General features: G+C 68.3%; 12 protein-coding genes. 9 read left to right on the top strand and 3 right to left on the bottom strand.

Annotated features, from left to right (window positions below; genetic code table 11):
- Positions 1-63: 63 nt before the first annotated feature.
- The 6 genes from FHU13_RS17745 (at position 64) to FHU13_RS17720 (ending at position 8,287) form a co-directional block, all read left to right on the top strand.
- On the top strand, positions 64-1,299 hold the full coding sequence (locus FHU13_RS17745; protein ID WP_056200728.1) for an aspartate kinase: 1,236 nt from the start codon (positions 64-66) through the stop codon (positions 1,297-1,299).
- 70 nt (positions 1,300-1,369) lie between these two features.
- Positions 1,370-3,631, top strand: coding sequence for a phosphoenolpyruvate--protein phosphotransferase (gene ptsP / locus FHU13_RS17740; RefSeq protein ID WP_183437182.1), 2,262 nt, complete (start codon positions 1,370-1,372; stop codon positions 3,629-3,631).
- A gap of 14 nt (positions 3,632-3,645) precedes the next feature.
- Complete coding sequence (locus FHU13_RS17735; protein WP_183437181.1) at positions 3,646-4,305, top strand: DUF2268 domain-containing protein; 660 nt, start codon at positions 3,646-3,648, stop codon at positions 4,303-4,305.
- 189 nt (positions 4,306-4,494) lie between these two features.
- The gene (gene prfA / locus FHU13_RS17730) at positions 4,495-5,580 is read left to right on the top strand and encodes a peptide chain release factor 1 (RefSeq protein WP_183437180.1); all 1,086 of its coding nucleotides are present in this window, start codon (positions 4,495-4,497) and stop codon (positions 5,578-5,580) included.
- Between the two features lie 76 nt (positions 5,581-5,656).
- A complete protein-coding gene (prmC, locus tag FHU13_RS17725) occupies positions 5,657-6,547 on the top strand; it encodes a peptide chain release factor N(5)-glutamine methyltransferase (RefSeq protein WP_183437179.1) in 891 nt (296 codons plus the stop codon).
- Between the two features lie 546 nt (positions 6,548-7,093).
- On the top strand, positions 7,094-8,287 hold the full coding sequence (locus FHU13_RS17720; RefSeq protein WP_183437178.1) for a DUF4167 domain-containing protein: 1,194 nt from the start codon (positions 7,094-7,096) through the stop codon (positions 8,285-8,287).
- 123 nt (positions 8,288-8,410) lie between these two features.
- Here FHU13_RS17720 and FHU13_RS17715 read toward each other — a convergent pair whose 3' ends face one another.
- The 3 genes from FHU13_RS17715 to FHU13_RS17705 are packed head-to-tail and all read right to left on the bottom strand — an operon-like array spanning position 8,411 to position 13,520.
- Positions 8,411-10,204: a flagellin gene (locus FHU13_RS17715; protein WP_183437177.1), complete on the bottom strand. Its 1,794-nt coding sequence runs from the start codon at positions 10,202-10,204 to the stop codon at positions 8,411-8,413.
- A 14-nt stretch (positions 10,205-10,218) separates the two neighbouring features.
- On the bottom strand, positions 10,219-12,111 hold the full coding sequence (gene flgK / locus FHU13_RS17710) for a flagellar hook-associated protein FlgK (protein ID WP_183437176.1): 1,893 nt from the start codon (positions 12,109-12,111) through the stop codon (positions 10,219-10,221).
- A 26-nt stretch (positions 12,112-12,137) separates the two neighbouring features.
- Positions 12,138-13,520, bottom strand: coding sequence for a flagellar hook protein FlgE (locus FHU13_RS17705; protein ID WP_183437175.1), 1,383 nt, complete (start codon positions 13,518-13,520; stop codon positions 12,138-12,140).
- Positions 13,521-13,746: 226 nt separating this feature from the next.
- Here FHU13_RS17705 and FHU13_RS17700 point away from each other — a divergent pair, with 226 nt between their 5' ends.
- From FHU13_RS17700 to FHU13_RS17690, 3 genes are all read left to right on the top strand, one after another.
- A complete protein-coding gene (locus FHU13_RS17700; protein ID WP_183437174.1) occupies positions 13,747-14,214 on the top strand; it encodes a BLUF domain-containing protein in 468 nt (155 codons plus the stop codon).
- A 60-nt stretch (positions 14,215-14,274) separates the two neighbouring features.
- Positions 14,275-14,727 (top strand): response regulator, encoded by a 453-nt coding sequence (locus tag FHU13_RS17695; RefSeq protein WP_183437233.1) that lies wholly within the window; start codon positions 14,275-14,277, stop codon positions 14,725-14,727.
- 247 nt (positions 14,728-14,974) lie between these two features.
- The gene (locus FHU13_RS17690) at positions 14,975-16,993 is read left to right on the top strand and encodes a bifunctional diguanylate cyclase/phosphodiesterase (RefSeq protein ID WP_183437173.1); all 2,019 of its coding nucleotides are present in this window, start codon (positions 14,975-14,977) and stop codon (positions 16,991-16,993) included.
- Positions 16,994-17,025: the final 32 nt, after the last annotated feature.

Raw genomic sequence — 17,025 nt, 5'->3', positions numbered from 1 at the left:
CTGGCGAGGCGCGCCGGCCTCGCGGCCGGCACCGTGGGGAGAGATGAGCAGACCGGACGCGACATGCCCCGTTTGGTGATGAAATTCGGCGGCACCTCCGTCGCCACCGTCGACCGCATCCGCAACGTGGCGCGCCACGTCGCCCGCGAGGTCGCAGCCGGTTACGAGGTCGCGGTCGTGGTCTCGGCGATGTCGGGCAAGACCAACGAACTGGTCGGCTGGGTCAAGGATGCCGACCCGCTCTACGGCGCGGCGGAGTACGACACCGTCGTGGCCTCGGGCGAGCAGGTCACCTCCGGGCTTCTCGCCATCGCGCTCAACAAGGACGGCATCAAGGCCCGCTCCTGGCAGGGCTGGCAGATCCCGATCCACACCTCCGACGCGCACGGCTCGGCCCGGATCGAGGGCATCGACCCGAAGAACCTCGACGAGAGCTTCAAGCGCGGCGAGGTCGCCGTGATCTCGGGCTTCCAGGGCGTGAACGCCGAGACCGGCCGGATCGCGACGCTCGGGCGGGGTGGCTCGGACACTTCGGCCGTGGCGATCGCCGCCGCCATCGGCGCAGAGCGCTGCGACATCTACACCGACGTGGACGGGGTCTACACCACCGATCCGCGCGTGGTGCCCAAGGCCCAGCGCATGGAGCGCGTGACCTTCGAGGAGATGCTGGAGATGGCGTCTCTGGGCGCCAAGGTGCTGCAGGTGCGCTCCGTCGAGCTCGCCATGGTGCACCGGGTGCCGACCACGGTGCGCTCCTCCTTCGATCCCCCCGATGCCGCGCGGCCGGGCACCCTCATCTGCGACGAGGACCAAATCGTGGAACAGCAGATCATCACCGGCATCGCCTTCTCGAAGGACGAGGCGCAGATCACCCTGCGCGCCGTGAAGGACAGCCCCGGGATCGCCGCGGCGATCTTCGGCCCGCTGGCGGATGCCAACATCAACGTCGATATGATCATTCAGACGGTGTCGGGCGATCAATCGACCACCGACATGACCTTCACCGTACCGGCGGCCGATTACGAGCGCTCCCGCGCCATCCTCGACGCGCAGCGCGATACGATCCAGTTCGGCCAGATCGAGGGCGCCACCGACGTCGTGAAGGTCTCGGCGATCGGCGTCGGGATGCGTTCGCATGCGGGCGTTGCAGCCAAAGCCTTCCGGGCGCTGGCGCAGAAGGGTATCAACATTCGCGCGATCACGACCTCCGAAATCAAGTTCTCGGTCCTGATCGACGCCGCCTACACGGAGCTTGCCGTTCGCACGCTCCACTCGCTATACGGCCTCGACCAGGCCTGACCGTTCCCGTCGGCGCCGCCCTCAGGCTCACCAGCCAGGGTTGCGCCGGCCGACCCGGATTGACGACACGATGCCCGCTGCGCCCGGAGGCCCGCGCCTGCTGCTGCGCCGGCTCCGCGAAGCCATGGCGGAGCCGGTCAGCCCTCAGCAGCGCCTCGACCGGATCGTCGTCCTCATTGCGGCGAACGTGATCGCCGAAGTGTGCTCGGTTTACGTGGTGCGCGATGACAACACTCTCGAACTGTTTGCAACCGAGGGTCTGAACCGCGACGCGGTCCACATCACCCGCATGCGCGCCGACGAGGGCCTCGTCGGCCTGATCGCCAAGACCGCCGAGCCGCTGGCGCTCTCGGACGCACAGTCGCACCCCTCGTTCTCGTATCGCCCGGAAACGGGCGAAGAGATCTACCACGCCTTCCTCGGCGTGCCGCTGCTGCGGGCCGGGAATACGCTCGGCGTGCTGGTGGTCCAGAACAAGACCTATCGCGTCTATTCCGAGGAGGAGATCGAGGCGCTCCAGACCACCGCCATGGTGCTGGCGGAGCTGATCGCCTCGGGAGAACTCCAGGCGCTGTCCCCCGGCGCCGGCACCGCGGCGCGGCGCCCGGTCAGCCAGCGCGGCGTGGCGCTTGCCGACGGGATCGGGCTCGGCCACGTCGTGCTGCACGAGCCGCGCATCGTCGTGAAGACGCTGATCGCCGAGAACGTCGAGCGCGAGGTCGAGCGGCTTGAGGCGGCGATCGAGGACGTGCGCTCGGCGATCGATGAACTGGTCGAGCGCGGCGACGGGATCGGCTCGGGCGAGTCCCGCGAGATCCTCGAGACGGTCCGCATGTTCGCCCACGACAAGGGCTGGCTGCGGCGGATGCGCGAGGCGGTCCAGTCCGGCCTGACCGCCGAGGCCGCGGTCGAGCGGGTGCAGTCGGACAACCGGGCGCGGATGCTGCGCCAGAGCGATCCTTACCTGCGCGATCGCCTGCACGATCTCGACGACCTCGCCAACCGCCTGCTGCGTCGCCTCGTCGGCCAAGAGGGGCGAAACGGCGACGGCCTGCCGGAGAACGCGATCCTGGTTGCCCGCTCCATGGGACCGGCCGCACTCCTCGACTACGATCGGGCCCGCCTGCGCGGCGTGGTGCTGGAGGAGGGCGGTCCGACGAGCCACATCGCCATCGTCGCCCGCGCGCTGGGCATTCCGGCGGTCGGCGAGATCGCGAACGCCACGGGCCTGTGCGATTCGGGTGACGCGATCATCGTCGACGGCCTGTCCGGCGAGGTGCAGATCCGGCCCACACCCGAGGTCGAGGCGTCCTACGCCGAGATGGTGCGCCTGCGCGCCCGACGGCAGGAGCAGTACCGGGCGCTGCGCGACGTGCCCGCCGTCACCCGCGACGGCGTCAAGATCGGCTTGCACCTCAATGCCGGCCTGCTGGTCGACCTGACCCATCTGCACGAAACCGGGGCGGAAGGCGTCGGCCTGTTCCGCACCGAACTGCAATTCATGATCGCCGAGCGGATGCCCTCGGCGGCCGAGCAGCAGACGCTCTACGAGGCGGTCTATTCGGCGACCGGCGATCTGCCGGTCACGATCCGCACCCTCGACATCGGCGGTGACAAGATCCTCCCCTACATGCCGGCCCTCGAGGAGGAGAATCCGGCGCTGGGCTGGCGGGCGATCCGCATCGGCCTCGACCGGCCGGCCCTGCTGCGGGTGCAGTTGCGGGCCCTGCTCAAGGCGGCGGCCGGGCGCCCGATCAAGATCATGTTCCCGATGGTGGCCACCGTCGAGGAGTTCACCCGGGCCCGCGACATCGTCGAGCGCGAGAAGGCGCATCTGCGCCGCCACGGCTACCTTCTGCCCAGCGACTGCCACCTTGGCGCGATGGTCGAGGTGCCCTCGCTCCTGTTCCAGATCGACGAGATCGCCCGCGAGGCGGACTTTTTATCGGTCGGCTCCAACGACCTGATGCAGTTCCTGTTCGCGGTCGATCGCGAGAACCGGCGCGTGGCCAACCGCTTCGATCCCCTGTGCGGGGCGGCGATGCGCGCCTTCCGCCTGATCGCCGAGCGCGCCGCCGCACAGGGCTGCCCCGCCACCGTCTGCGGCGAGATCGGCGGGCGCCCACTCGAGGCGCTGGCGCTGATCGGCCTCGGGTTTCGCGAATTCTCGATGTCTCCGGCCGCGATCGGCCCGGTCAAGGCGATGGTCCTCTCCGCCCATGCCGGCGAGGTCGCGCAACTGATCGAGTCCGAGCTGACCCGCGTGACCGATGGCGCCTCCATCCGCCCTGCGCTCGCGGCTTATGCGAAGGCCAACGGCGTGCCGGTTTAGCGTCGGAGAACCCGTTGGACTGGCGTCTGCACTGGCTGGAAGCGGAGGGGGACCTCGCGCCCTGGCGCGATCGGATCGCTGCGGAGATCGAAGCCGCCCGGCAGGCCGTGGCGGGCCTCTTGCCGCCGTTCTGCCTGGACATCCTCGTGGAGCGCCTGACGGGGGCTGTCATCCCGGAGACGGGAACGACCGGCCGTGCCTACCGCCCCGGCCTGTGCTCGCTGACGCTCGACCCGCTCAATCCGAATTTTGCGGCGAGCCTCGACAACGGCGACATCCGGCGAACGATCGCCCACGAGGTGCATCACTGCCGTCGCTTCGCCGGACCCGGATACGGCCGCACGCTGGGCGAGGCGCTGGTCAGCGAGGGATTGGCCGGGCAGTTCGCCGGGACGCTCTTCAACGCGCCTCCCGAGCCTTGGGAGTGCGCCCTGGACGATGCGGTGTTGCGGGCCCATCTTCCGAGTGCAACGGACCTGCGAGCGCTCGATCACGACCACGCCGGCTGGTTCTTCGGAGCGGGCGGGCGGCACCCGCGCTGGTTCGGCTACACGCTCGGATACCGGATCGTCGGCGATTGGCTTGCCGCGCACCCTGCGCCGGATGGCGAGACCTGGGTGAACGTGCCGGCGGATAGAGTCCTTGCAGCCTCGCCATGGTCTGCCACGGCGTGAGCGATCCATGAACGACCCTGATGCGCCGCCGGCTCCGGCGCATCTTCCCTCCCGGTCGTCGCACGGGTAACGGGTGCCGGTCGAACCGCCCTGAACTCGCTGTTCGGGCAAGCCAACCGAAGCGGTCGTGCGATCCGCCCCGTCCTCTTCCGATTTGACGCGCACCATCCACGAGTATCCTAGCAGGCGATGACCCCCATTCCTTCCGATCGCCTCGACGCCATTCTGGCTCGGCACGAGATCGTCACGGCGCAGCTCGCCGACGGCTCGGCCGAGGCCGAAACGATCGTGCAGCTTTCCCGCGAATTGTCCGAGCTCGACGGCGTCGTGGCCGCGATCCACGGCTACCGGGCCGCGGAGGCCAACCTGGCCGGCATTCGGGCGCTGATCGACGAGCCCGGCGGCGATCCCGAGATGCGCGCGCTCGCGGCCGAGGAGAAGCCGGAAGCCGAGGCGGCACTCGAACAGGCTCACCGCGCGCTGCAACTGATGCTGCTGCCCAAGGACGCGGCCGACGAGAAGAGCGCGATCCTCGAAATCCGCGCCGGCACCGGCGGCGACGAGGCGGCCCTGTTCGCGGGTGACCTGTTCCGCATGTACGCGAAATACGCCGAGTCGAAGGGCTGGCGCGTCGAGGTGATCTCCGAGAGCGAGGGCACGGTCGGCGGCTTTCGCGAGGTCGTGGCCGAGGTGAAGGGCCGCTCGGTGTTCTCGCGGCTGAAGTTCGAGAGCGGGGCCCACCGCGTCCAGCGCGTGCCCGACACCGAGACTCAGGGGCGCATCCACACCTCCGCCGCCACTGTGGCCGTGCTGCCGGAGGCGGAGGAGGTCGATGTCGTCGTCAACGAGGCCGATCTGAAGATCGACACCATGCGGGCTCAAGGAGCGGGCGGCCAGCACGTCAACAAGACGGAATCGGCGATCCGTATCACCCACATTCCGACGGGCGTGGTCGTGTTCGTCCAGGAGGAGCGCTCGCAGCACAAGAACCGCGCCCGGGCGATGGCGCTCCTGCGGGCGAAGCTGTTCGACGCCGAGCGCACGGCCAAGGATTCAGCGCGGGCGGCCGACCGCAAGGCGCAGGTCGGCTCCGGCGACCGCTCCGAGCGCATCCGCACCTACAACTTCCCGCAAGGCCGCGTTACCGACCACCGCATCAACCTGACCCTCTACAAGCTGGAGGACGTCATGGCTGGGCCGGCCCTCGACGAGGTGATCGATGCGCTGGTGACCGAGCATCAGGCGGAGCTGCTCGCGGCCGAGGGGATGGCGTGACGGCAAGGTCCGGCGCACGGATCCGCTCGACCCTGCGAGGATGGACGGGCGACGGTTTCGTCTCGCATCGGTTCGCATGACCATCGATCTCGCCCCGACGCTCCCCCGCGAGACCGCCCTGCGGCGCCTCGGACAGGTCTTCGAAGAGGCCGGGCTGCCGAATGCGCGCACGGATGCCCGCTTCCTCGCCCTGCACGCCCTCGCGCTCACCCCCCTCGACCTGTCCCTGCGCGGGCGCGAGCCGATCGGCGAGGCCGGTGCGGCGGCGCTCGGACAGGCTGCGGCGCGCCGGCTGGCAGGCGAACCGGTGGCGCGGATCATCGGCGCTTGGGAGTTCTGGGGGCTGCCCTTCGCCCTCGGGCCGGAGACGCTGGTGCCGCGGCCCGACACCGAGAGCGTGGTGGAGGCGGCTTTGCGCCTGTTTCCCGAGCGGGATCGGCCGCTGCGGCTGATCGATCTCGGCACCGGCTCCGGCTGCATCCTCGTGGCGCTGCTGCACGAGCGGCCCGGTGCTTTGGGTATCGGCCTCGACCGCGCGCAGGGTGCCCTGGCTGTCGCCCGCCGGAATGCGGAGGCGAACGGCGTCGGGGACCGGGCCGCCTTCCTGTGCGGCTCCTGGCTCGATGCGATGACGGGGCCGTTCGACCTGATCGTCTCGAACCCGCCCTACATCGCCGCCCCCGTCATCGCGACGCTCGAGCCGGAAGTGCGCCTGCACGATCCGCCCGCCGCCCTCGATGGCGGCGTCGACGGGCTCGACGCCTATCGCGCGATTCTCTCCGACATCGCGCGGCGGCCCGGTCTGCTCTCCACCCGCGGCGCCCTCGTCATGGAGATCGGCTACGATCAGGGACAGGCGCTGACCCGTCTCGGGCGGGCGATGGGATTCGAGGACATGAGCGTCGGCCGGGATCTCGCCGGCAACGATCGGGTCGTCACGCTTCGGCCATCCTTGGCGGGCAGGTGAGGAATCGAAGGGCGGATTCCGGGGCACGGTTCGGCTTAAATTGCCACTGAGCCCACAGAAATCCGGCATAAGCCACCGTTGCCCCGAAAAAATGCTTGTTGTCGAGGGCGTCAGTCACTAGCTTAGATATGCAGACCGCCAACGGCCCGTTGAGCGTCTCTCACAAAACTCCCGCTGCGCCGTTCTGGCTAAAGGGAGCTCCCGAATTCCGGGATTTTTGTGAGGCACTCTTTAAGTCGGTATCGGCAGGATCGGTTTTGACCGTGTCCTCCGGCTTCGGACGGTCTTCCCACCATCGAGCGGACGCGCTCCGGCAGTCGCGGCCAGGCTCGGTGGGATCGAACCTGACAGTCGAGGGATGTCTCGCGGCGCGCCGGAACAGAGCGCAGCCACCGGACGAGCGGCAAACATCGCGGAATGTGCGCGCTTGGGCGCCCTGCGCCCGACCCGCTTCGTCCGCGAGCAAGGCTCCGGCGCTGTCAGTCACGCTGAGCGACAGGTAACGAGGGTCAATCGAGGCCGATGAGACCAAACCAGAATCGACGGATGCGGGGTCGCAATCGGCCCAAAGGTCCGAATCCGCTGACGCGCTCCTACGAGTCGAACGGTCCCGACGTCAAAATCCGCGGCACCGCTCAGCATATCGCCGACAAGTACGCGCAGCTCGCCCGCGATGCCTTGGCGAGCGGTGATCCAATCGCGGCGGAGAACTACTTCCAGCACGGCGAGCACTATTTTCGCATCATCACCGGCGCCCAGGAGCCGGGCCGTCCGCAAGTCAGCCAGGGCTATGCCCGCAACGGCTTCGACGAGGACGAGGAGGGTGAGGACGAGGCCGTCCAGGGTCAGACCAGCGAGGGCGGTCGCCCGGGCTTCGGCTACGGCACCGACGAGTACGGCGACCCGGCCCAGCAGCCGCAGCCGTTCGAGCGCCACGACTTCGACGGCCGGAACCAGCGCAACGACCGCAACGACCGGAACCAGCGCTTCCAGGCCCGCGACCGCAACGATCGTAATGACCGCGGTGAACGCGGTCAGCGTTTCGAGGGCAACCGGCAGGACTACAACCGCGGCGAGCCGCGGCAGGACTTCCGCCAGGACCGTCAAGACCGGCCTGAGCGTCAAGACCGGCCCGAGCGTCAGGATCGCCAGGACTATCCTCGTCAGGACGGTCACCGCCAGGATTATCGGCAGGACCGGCGCCAGGATTATCGACAGGACTTCGGGCAGCAGCCTCAGGAAGGCCGTGAAAACCCGAGGGAGAACCGCCGCGACGCCGCGCGTTTCGAGACCGCTCGCCCCGAGACCTCCGAAGCGCCGCGTCAGGAGCCACGCCAGGAACCGCGCCAAGACCCGCGCCCGATCGAGCCGCGTCAGGACACGCGCGCCGAGGCCGCCCCGCGGTCCGAGGGGCCGGTGCGTTCCGAGAGTCCGCCGCCGCGTCGCGGACGCGGTCGTGCAAGCGAGGCCAGCCGCGCCGCGGCGGCCGAGGCTGCGGATCCGTCGGCACTGCCCGCTTTCCTGATGACGGCAACCCGCAATCCCGCTCCTTTGCCGGCCTCGACCGAGGCCCCGGCTCCGCGCTCCGCGCCGGAGCCTCGCGAAGCGGCACCGGCCGCTGAGCTGCCCTCGGGCGACGAGGCACCTGCACCCAAGCCCCGGCGTCGCCGGACCCGCTACAAGGGCGCCGAGGGCGAGGCCGCTCCGGAGAAGAGCGATACGCCGGACGCAGCCGAGTAAGACGAGCAAAATGAAAGCGGCCCGAGGGAAACCTCGGGCCGCTTTCATTCCAGGCGGCAGTGAACGCGGCGTCCCGAACGATGACCGCCGGCTTTCGTAAAAAGTCGACGCAACGCCGAAAGCCTAGCGCAGATAGTTGACGAGGCTCATCTCGGAGAGGATCGAGGTGACCTTGTAGCTCGCTTGCAGTTGCGTCTGCAGGCTCAGCAGCTTGGCCGCGACCTCCTCCGTCGAGACCGTGTCGACCCCGTCGAGGGACGCCTCCAGGGTCGCCTTGGTCGTATTCGCTACCGACTTCGCATTGGCCATGCTGCTGGCCGCCAAGCCGAAATCGGTGCCGAGCTGCTCCAGGCTCTGCTCATCCTCACTCGGGGTGAGCAGGTTGGCCGCCCGGCTGGACACCGCCTCGAAACGCGCCGTATCGACGGTTCCGGTCGTGCTGGTGAAGCTTTCGGCCGCCATCGCGGCGATGCCAGCCAGCGTCCTGCGGATCGCTTCCTCGTTGGCCTGAGCGCCGATCTCCACCGTCCGGCTGGTACCGGCCTGCACGGTCGCCGTCGCCCGTGGGTCGGCGGCGGTGTCGCCCTTGTACCAGATCACGGTCTTGGCGCTTGCGGTCTCGGCGAAGCCGTTGCCGTCCGCTGCGACGCGCCGCGGGCTCAGCCCTGCCACCGGTGAGCCCTCGAAGAAGTTGAGCGCGGCGCGGGCCGTCGAACTCGCAGAAAGGTCGGTGTTGGCGGCCGCTGTCAGAGCGTTCTGGAGCGTCCGCGACAGGTTTGCGGTGGTGTCGTCCGGCGTCGCGCCGATGGCGAAGGTCGTCGTGGAGGTGGAATCGGCCGTCTCGGAGGCGGTCAGGGTGATGGTCTTGGTCGTGCCGTCATGCAGGCCGAGCTTCAGCGTGATGGTGTCACCGGATGCGACGCCGTTCCCGATCGAGAAAGATGTCGAGGCGGCTCGCCCGTTGGCGAAGGTAGCCGTCACGCCGGGAGGGTTGGCGCTCTGCACGCTCGCGATGTCGGCTCCGCCGAGCGCCCGCTTCAGGTTTGCGGCGGTCTCCGCCGCGGTGTTGCCGATGGAGAAGGCGCCCGCCGCGTTTCCGGCCTCCCCCGTGCGAGCCGTCAGGTCGAGGGTCTTCTGGCTGCCGTCGGCGAACTGCAGGACGACGCGCACCTGCGCGCCGTCGGCGGGCTGCTGCGCGAAGCTCAGGGAAACATCGGGCTTCGTCCCCGCGATGAAGTCGACGCCGAGCGAGGCGCTGTTCGAACTCGACGCGGCCATGAGGGTGAAGCCGAAATTCGCCCGCGCCTCCGGGTTGGTATCTTCCGACAGACTGACCGTCCGGGTGCCGAGGCCCTGGATCAGGCGTCCGTTCCCCGAGGGACCGAGATCGGCCTTCTTCTGCTCGGCGATCAGCGCTTTGAGCCCATCCAGGCCCTCCGCCGGGATGCCGTTCATGATCGCCTGCTGCGAGACGACCGGCACCGTATCGGTGGCTCGCCCAGAGAAGACGTAGACCCCGCCGGCCTGCTGATTCAATGCATCGACAGCCGCCGAGAGGTTGTTGGCGGCGAGCTGCACGGTCGTGGCCGGCAGCTTCTCGTTGCGCGAGGCGACGTTTCCGCTGAGGTTGGATCGGGTGCTGTCGGAGAGCGACTTGAGCTGCGTCAGGCTGGCGCTCGTGAGCTTCACCCGGGTCTCGGCCGAGGTGATCGCCGTGAGATAGCCGTCCTGGGCGCTGATCGCCGCGTGGGCGCTGAGGCTCGTCGTGCGCGCCACGCCGAGGCCGCCATAGGTTTCGGCGGTGCGCCCCGTCGAGAGCTGCCGGGCCAGCCCGTCGAGCTGGTTCTTCATGCCGACGAGGCTCGCCGACTGGCGGTCGAAGCGGTAGGTGCCGGCGGCGAAGGCGGAAATGGTCATCGGCGGCTCCGAAGCTAAATCCTGAGCAGGGTGTCGATCATGTCGCGAGCGGCCGTCAGCACGCGGGCATTGGCGGCGTAGGCCTGCTGGAGCGCGATCAGGTTCGACATTTCCTCGTCGATGTTGACGCCCGAGGCGGAGGCGAAGCGACCCTGCGCCGTCGAGAGGGCGATGCTCTGCCCCTCATCGAGATCCTGAGCCGCCGCGGCTGCTGCACCCTGCACCGAGATGACGCCCTGGACGAAGTCGGCGACGCTCGAGCGGGTCGGCGCGTCGATGCCGCTGATGCCGCTGGACGAGGAGAACAGGCGCTGCGTGCTCGTCAGCGCGGTGTAGAGGGCCTGGGGCCGGGTTCCGTCGCCGTTGCTGCTTCCGGTGCCCGTCCCTGTGATTCCGACGAGGCTGCCGGCACTGCCGACCACGGTCGGGTTCACGGCGATGCGCTGGGCGAAGCCGGTGAGCTGCGAGCCGCCATCGAAGGTGCCGGTGTAGAGCGCGGCGGTCGCGCCATCGACGAAGAGCGGAAGCTGCGTGGCCGAGCCCTTGATGTCGCTCGCCGAGGTGACCTGCGTCACGCTGGCGCTCGCCCCGACCAGCGACGCACCGCCGGTCGACAGGATCCGCATCGCTCCCGCCGCGCCGCCCGGCGCGCTCGACACCGTGTAGCCCCCACCCAGAGCGGCAGCGATCGCGTTGCGAACCGAGGCGGGGTCGCGGCTTGCACCGGGCGGCGGGATCGTAAACGGGATGATCGTCGCGTTCGCGTCGTCGGTGCTCCCGGCGGGAACGGTGGGCGGCGGCGTCTGGTACGACGGCATCAGGATCAGGTTGCGCTGCGTCCCGCTTCCGTCCTGGACCGTCAGGGTGATGGCGTTGCCGGCCGAGAGGCCGGTGAGGTCGATGTCGAAGCCGCCTTGGGTGCCGTCGGTGGGAACCGTACCGGTGGCGACACGGTCGGACATCGCCCGCGACAGGCCCGCCGCGAGGTCGTCGAGTTGGCGCTGAGCCTGCGGCAGCACCGTGTCGCGCAGCTCGATCGCGGCGGCGATCGAGCCGGAACGGATCGCCCCGGAGGCGAGCAGGTCGATCTTGCCGCCTCCGGGTGTGGTCGCGACGATGGTGCCCACCCCGCTCTGCGACGGGTCGGTGTCGTAGAGGGCATTGGCCGAAAGAGTGCCGCGGGCATCGAAGCTGAGCGAAGCCGGATTGGTGCGATCGAGCAGGGTGACGCCGGAGCTGGTCAGTACGCTCACGCTGCCGTCACCCTGGGTGACGGCGTTGATGTCCATGAGACCCGACAGGCTGGTGAGTGCCTGGTCGCGCTGGTCCTCCAGGTCGGGGCGGCTCGGGTCGCCGGTCGAGGTCGCGATGATGCGGGAGTTGAGCTTGGCCAGTTGTGCGAGCAGGCCGTTCGCCTTGTCGGTGTCGATGCCGAGCTGCGTCTCCAGCCCCGAGCGCAGGGCCTGAACGCCGTTGGCGGCGCTGCCGATGCGCGTGGCGATGTCGTTGGCCGCACTGAGCACCGTGGCCCGCGCGGCCGTCGAGGTCGGGTTGGCTGCGAGCGTTTGAAGCGAGAGCGTGAAGTTGTTGAATACGCCGTCGAGCGCCGAGCTGTCGCCCGGCCGTCCGTAGAGCGTGTCGAGCTGGGTACGCGCCTTGGACATCAGCGAGGTATAGGCCGCGCCCGACGTCTCGGAGCGGAGCTGCTTGAGCGCCGCCGCATCGATTGCTCGGGCGACCGTGCCGGTCGCTACACCGGCATTCCCCGTGCCTGAGGTGACTGGCGACAGCGTGCGCCGGACGTAGCCCGCCGTGCCGACATTGGCGATGTTCTGCGAGACGACCCCGATCTGGGCCTGCGTGACCCGCAGGCCGGCGGTGGCCGTGCTGAACGCGTCGAGGGCCAAGGCGTCTCTCCTCCTTCAGGGGCTCTTCAGCGGATGACGTTCAAAAGGTCGGAGATCATCGTCTGCGCCGTCGACATCACCCGGGTGTTGGCAGAGTAGGCCTGTTGGGTAACGATCATCTTCGAGAATTCCGCGGCAATGTCAGTATTCGACTGCTCGAGGTTCGCCCCGACCACGGTCGAGTCCTTGAGCCCGGCGATCGCCTCGCCCGAGGCGACGGTCTGCTGGTAGTTGCCCAGCGAATCCGGCTTCAACCCGTCGGGGTTGACGAACTGCACCACCTCGAGCCGGGCCAGCCCGAGAACCGAGCCGTTCGAGTACTTGCCGCTGATGATGCCGTTCTCGCCCACCTCGACGGAGTTCAGCGAGCCCGAGGCGTAGCCGTTCTGCTTGAGGTCGTTGGTCGTCACCGTACCGGAGGCGGCAGCGTACTGGGTCAGGCCGCCGCTGAGATCGAGGGTGACTTGGCCGACATTGACGTCGTCGACCGTCAGGTTGTTGATCGGAACTGTGCTGCCGGTGGGAGCGGTCATCTGCCCGCTGGCGCTGAAGGTGAAGGCCTGGCCGATATTGGTCCAGCTCGTCTGATTGCCGTTGACGCTGGTCTTGTCGGCAATGAACAGGTTCCAGGTGTCGCTCGTGCCGGTCGCCGTGTCGGCGGCGGCCACCTTCGCCCACCGGCTCTGGACGCTCAAGGGGGAGCCGGAGGCGGTGTAGGCGGTCAGCGCCGGGCCGGCGATGCTGTTGTCGATGAAGCTCTGCGCGTTGGTCTGGGACACGGTGCCGCCGGTCGCGCCGTTGGTCGGTGTCACCCGCGCGTCGGTGCCGTCGCTGAAGGCGGAGAGCAGGCCTTTCGTCGAGGCGGCGTTGGTGGTGGCGGGCGACTTCGGCAGGTTGGCCGAATAGGTGATCGTCGTCGTCGGCTTGGCCGGGATGATCGCATTGGAGATCTTGATCGGCCCGGTGCCGTTGGTCTGACCGGTGACCGGATCGAGGCTCGCGCCGACGAGGTAGGAGCCCGCGCCGTTGACGAGATAGCCGTCCTTGTCCGGGGCGAAATCGCCGCGGCGGGTATAGAGGTTGGCGGTGGAGAAGCTCTCGCTGCCGCCCGCATCGGTGGTCTTCTTCCGCACGACGAAGAAGCCCTGACCGTCGAGCGCCATGTTGGTGGAGACGCCGGTCGAGACCTTGTTGCCCTGGATCGAGTTCGTGAGTTCCGAGAATGCCCCGACCGAGCCTGCGGTTTGGCTCCGGGCGTCGCCGTCGACGAGCATGTCGACGAAGCTTGTATCGATGCGCTTGTAGCCGGTCGTCTGCGAGTTCGCGATGTTGCCGGAGATGTTGCTCAGCGAGAAGGATTGCGCCTTCAGGCCTGAGACCGCGGTCTGAAGCGCGGAAAAGACGTCCATGGCGTTCGCTCGCTCCACAAGGCCGCACGAGGCGGTGGATGCGAGGCCGCAATCGCCGTGCCAGAACTAAGCCATTGAAATTATTGAGGTGGCCTCCCGCGACCTCGGCAGAATTGGACGATCCGGCCCACTCCACGGCAGATTCTGCCGAGTGCAACCGTGTTTACGGCCCGTTATCGCGACGCCCCTTAGGGTGGACGCTGAGTTTTCGCGTCGGACGGGATCCATGAAGAACAAGAGGACGAGCCTCGTCCACCTGATCTACTTCTCGCGCCTGACCATCTCGAATGAGCCGGCCCTGCGCGCGAAGCAGATCGGCGACATCACGCGTCAGGCTCAGAAGAAGAACGAGTTCGCCGTGATCACGAGCTTCCTGATCATCGACCAGAATTTCGCGATCCAGGTCGTCGAGGGCGAGCGCCTGTCGGTCAACGACACCTTCCAGCGGATCGCCGCGGATTCGCGTCACCGCGACGTGCAGATCGTCGAGTGGCGCGAGATCGCCAAGCGCGAGTTCGTCAGCTCGTTCACCACGGTGAGCCGTACGGCCGGCAACGAGCCGCACTTCGCCAAATCCGGCCTTCTGCCGATGCTGCAGCGGGGCACGCCGAAGGCCAGCGCCATTCATGGGCTGGCCGTCACGTTACAAGCCGAATCGATGGCCAAGCAGGGCATCGATCATCTGTTCGTTTGAACGGGCGGGCTGTCTCGGCCCGTCCTTCAGAGATCCTGTTGAGACATGACCTCGGACGCCATGAGCGACACGCTTCCCATCCTCATCGTCGATGACCAGCCCAAGCTCCTTCGGCTGGTCATCGAGTTGATGTCCCGTCTCGGCTTCCCGGACGTCGAAGGCGTGTCGGACGGCTCCGAGGCCCTCAAGCGCATGCGGGAGCGCCGTTACGCTCTCGTCATCTCCGATCTCGCCATGGAGCCGATGGACGGGCTTCAGCTTCTGCGGGAGATCCGCGCCGACGACGGCCTGATGAATACGCCCTTCATCCTCACCGAGACCTCGTTCGACTTCGAGGATATCAACCACGCCCACGTCGCGGGCGCCGACGCCTTCATCCTCAAGCCGTTCGATATCAACCTCCTGAAGACGAAGCTGAAACAGGTGCTCAATCGCAAGCCGCGCCGCCGCGAGGCGCCATTGCCCGCCGAGTCGACGCTGAGCCAGGAATTTCCGCTGCTCGGCAAGTTCTGACCCGGCTGCTTCGGGCTCGGCTGGTCCTGCGACCGATCGAGGATGTGGTGCGGCGGCGTGTCGAACGAGCGTACGCAGGTTTCAGGAAAGGCTTTCAGACGCAGCCCAGATCGCTCAGGGACCAGTCGGCTGATCGCCAAATCATCGGCAGAGCCAGAGAAAACGATCTTTGGTTGGAATCCTGAGAGGCCCTCTTAACCGGATCCGGGCATTCTCGCCGGGATCGGAGAAGAAGGTCGGGCTACCGATGCAGGCGCAGGCCGAATGTTGCGGAGCCGCGGGTCGGCAGGCGGTTCCGCCGAGCGGCGAGGGGACGATACGCGGAGACGTCCTGCGCGCCGGCTTGCGGCTGTGCCTGACCGTGACCGGACTCACCGCCGCCGCGTTCGCAGCCTCGTTCTGCGCTGAACCGGCCTCGCGGGCCGTGCTCGTCGCGGGTGCCGGCGCCGCCGCGCTCGCCCTCGTGGTCCTCACATTGCGCCAGCTCGTCCGCCGCCTCACCGTGGCGATGCAGATGGCCGAGGCCCGGTCCAGGCCGACGATCCCGGCCGACCTCACGGCCTTGAAGCGCCGTGAGGAGGAACTGAGCGACCGCATCGCTCGGCTGAATGCGGCGCTCGACACCCTGTCTCTGGGCTTCCTGCTCTACGATCGCGATCACCGGCTGCTCGTGGTCAACCGCCGCTATCACGAGATCTACCGCCTGCCGCCCGGTGCCGTGACTCCGGGCATGCCGGCACTGGAGGTGCTGCGCAGGAACGCCATGGCCGAAAACCAGTCGGACTGGAGCGAGGCTGAGCAGATCGCCGAGATCGATGCGCTGATGGGGGCCGACGCCGTGCCGGCCCAAATCCAGCACCTCGCCGACGGACGCATCGTCGCGATCGAGATCCAGCCGATCGACGGCGGCGGCTTCGTGGCGATCTACGAGGAGGTAACCGAGCGCTGGAACGCCGAGGCCCGCATCGCCCACATGGCCCGGCACGATGCCGTGACGGAGTTGCCCAACCGCGTACTGCTGCGCGAGCGCATCGAGGGGGCGATCACCCAGGCCCGGCGCGACACCGGCTTCGCCGTACTCTGCCTCGACCTGGACAACTTCAAGCAGGTCAACGATACCCTCGGCCACGCGGTCGGCGATGAGTTGCTGCGGGCGGTGGCCCATCGCCTCAGAGCCTGCCTGCGCGAGGTTGATACCGTTGCTCGATTGGGTGGCGACGAGTTCGCGATCATCCAGGCCGCGGTCGAGGAGCCGGCGGATGCCGCCACCTTGGCCCGGCGTATCCTCGGCGTGGTCAGCGCGCCCTACGCGCTCACCCATCATTCCGTCACCATCGGCGTCAGCATCGGCATCGCGCTCGCGCCCAGCGACGGCTTGGAACCCGAACGGCTGATGCAGTGCGCCGATGTCGCCCTCTATCGCGCCAAGGGAGACGGGCGCGGTGTATTCCGGTTCTTCGAGGCGGAGATGGATGCCCGCCTTCAGGCCCGCCGCTCCCTCGAACTCGACCTGCGCGCCGCCTTCGAGGCGGAGGCGTTCGATCTGCATTTCCAGCCGATCTACGACCTCGCTCAGGAGCGCATCTGCGGCTTCGAGGCGCTTCTGCGCTGGACCCACACGACGCGAGGGCGCGTCTCGCCCGCCGAATTCGTGCCGCTTGCCGAGGAGATCGGCCTCATCGTGCCACTGGGCGAATGGGTCCTACGGCGCGCCTGCCGCGAGGCCGCCGGCTGGCCCGACGGGCTCAAGGTCGCGGTCAATGTCTCGGCGGCGCAATTCACCTCGACCGCGCTGATCGGGACGGTGAAGGCAGCGCTGGCCGAGAGCGGCCTGCCCGCTCGCCGCCTCGAACTGGAGATCACCGAGAGCGTCCTGCTCGTGAATGGCGGCGCCACGGTCGCGATCCTGCACGGGCTGCGGGATCTCGGGGTCCGCATCGCCATGGACGATTTCGGCACCGGCTATTCGAGCCTCAGCTACCTGCGCAGCTTCCCCTTCGACAAGATGAAGGTCGATCAATCCTTCACCCGCGACCTGACGGTGGAGCAGGGCTCGGGCTTCATCGTGCGGGCGGTGGTCAGCCTCGCTTCGAGCCTCGGCATGACGACGACTGCCGAAGGTGTCGAGACGCCGGAGCAGCTCGCGTGGCTGCGCGAGGAGGGCTGCGACGAGGTGCAGGGCTATCTGTTCAGCCCACCGGTGCCAGCGAGCGCTCTTCCGGCCCTGCTCGAGACCTGGAACGGTCGCAGGCGCCACGCCGCCTGAGGCGGATCACCGATTCTCTCTTCGGATGCGCT

Source organism: Methylobacterium sp. R2-1 (assembly GCF_014191355.1).
Lineage (GTDB): Bacteria > Pseudomonadota > Alphaproteobacteria > Rhizobiales > Beijerinckiaceae > Methylobacterium.
This window is presented reverse-complemented; position numbering and strand designations above follow the sequence as displayed.